General features: G+C 65.0%; 3 protein-coding genes. All 3 read left to right on the forward strand.

The genetic code is table 11. The features are described from left to right. Positions 1-830 (forward strand): methionine ABC transporter ATP-binding protein (locus DYI24_RS26000; protein WP_164574360.1); only part of this gene is annotated, 830 nt, incomplete at its 5' end. Beyond that, positions 784-1,485 (forward strand): methionine ABC transporter permease, encoded by a 702-nt coding sequence (locus DYI24_RS26005; RefSeq protein ID WP_164574361.1) that lies wholly within the window; start codon positions 784-786, stop codon positions 1,483-1,485. The genes DYI24_RS26000 and DYI24_RS26005, both read left to right, overlap by 47 nt. Before the next feature lie 35 nt (positions 1,486-1,520). Beyond that, positions 1,521-1,782: PLP-dependent transferase (locus DYI24_RS26010; protein WP_164574362.1), on the forward strand; the 262-nt coding region annotated here is incomplete at its 3' end.

Consider the following 1,782-nt stretch of genomic DNA (forward strand, 5'->3'; position numbering starts at 1 on the left):
GACGTGATATCGGCATGATCTTCCAGCACTTCAACGTGCTGTCGTCGCACACGGTCGCCGGCAACGTCGCGCTGCCATTTAAGGTGGCGGGGCTGCCGCGCGCTGAGATTGCGCGGCGGATTCCGCCGTTGCTCGATCTTGTCGGGCTCGCACATAAGGCTGACGCCTATCCGTCTGAATTGTCCGGCGGTCAGAAACAGCGAGTCGGAATTGCCCGGGCGCTTGCGCTCGATCCGTCGGTGCTGCTGTGCGACGAAGCAACCTCGGCGCTCGATCCGGAGACCACCGACCAAATCTTGGCGCTGCTGCGCGACATCAATCGCAAGCTCGGCCTCACCATCGTGCTGATTACCCACGAGATGCACGTGGTGCGTGACATCGCCACCCGCGTGGCGGTGCTCGATCATGGCCGGGTGGTGGAGGAGGGCGCGACATTCGACGTGCTGGCGTTTCCGAAATCAGCGGTGGCGCGGTCGTTCCTGTCCGGCCTTGTGGCGCACGAATTGCCGGCACCGGTGGCGGCGCAGCTCCTGCCGGAGGCCGTGCCCGGCAGCGATCCGGTGCTGCGCATCGTGTTCACGGGAACCGCGGCGCACGACCCGATCGTTGCTGATCTCGTGTCGGTGTTTGGCGTCCAGCCCAATATTCTGCACGGGCGGATCGATTATGTCGGCGACCGGCCGCTCGGCGTGCTGACGCTGGTGGCGGGTGGGGCCGGCGACAAGCTGCCCGCCGTGCTGTCGCATCTTTCCTCCCTCGGATTAGTCGTGGAAGTCATCGGTCATGCCGTTCGATCTGCTGTCGCCTGCCGTCACAGCGCTGCTCGTTGAGTCGCTCAAACAGACCGCCTACATGGTCTCGGTCGGGGCCGTGGTCTCGACTGCGCTCGGCCTGCCGCTGGGCGTCCTGCTGGTGGTGACGTCGCCGGGCCACATTCTGCCGCTGCCGATCTTCAATCGGGTGCTGGGCACGGTGGTCAACCTGGTTCGGTCGACGCCCTTCATCATCCTGATGGTGGCGATCATCCCGTTCACGCGTTTCGTCGCCGGCAGCTCGGTCGGCACCAGTGCCGCGATCGTTCCGCTCACTGTGGCTATTACGCCGCTGTTCGCGCGGCTTGCCGAGACCGCGATGCGTGAGGTCGATCGGGGGCTGATTGAAGCCGCCGAGGCGATCGGCGCCTCGCCACTGCAGATCATCGTTCGCGTGATTATCCCGGAAGCGCTGCCGAGCATCGTCGCCGGGCAGACCGTCGCGCTGGTCAGCCTGATCGGCTACTCGGCGATGGCCGGCACCGTCGGCGGCGGTGGCCTCGGCGATCTCGGCGTGCGGTTCGGCTATCAGCGCTTCATGCCCGAGGTGATGGCTGCGGTCGTGATCGTGCTCGTCGCCATCGTTCAGTCCGTTCAGTTGCTCGGCGACGCGGCTGCGCGCGCCGTCAATCACCGTATCGCCCGCGGCAAGCGATCGGCATCCCGCGCTTAATTTCAGGCCGTAGCTCTGTTTCGAAGGAAGACCTCATGTCGCTGCAAACTGTGCAACCACTGCTTCCTGGCAATATCGATACGCTCGCTCTCCACGGTGGCTCGTTTCGCGCCGATCCGGCCACCGGCGCCACACAAGTGCCGATCTATCAGAGCACATCGTTCGATCTGCAGACCACCGAACGTGCCGACCGGCTGGTGAATTTCGAGGAGTTCGGCTTCGTCTATTCGCGGATCGGCAATCCGACCGCGCATGTGCTGGAGGAACGGCTCGCCGCCCTTGAACGTGGCCCCGCCG

Origin of the sequence: Rhodopseudomonas sp. BR0C11 (assembly GCF_010820945.1) — a bacterium.
In the GTDB taxonomy this organism is placed as follows: domain Bacteria; phylum Pseudomonadota; class Alphaproteobacteria; order Rhizobiales; family Xanthobacteraceae; genus Rhodopseudomonas; species Rhodopseudomonas palustris_H.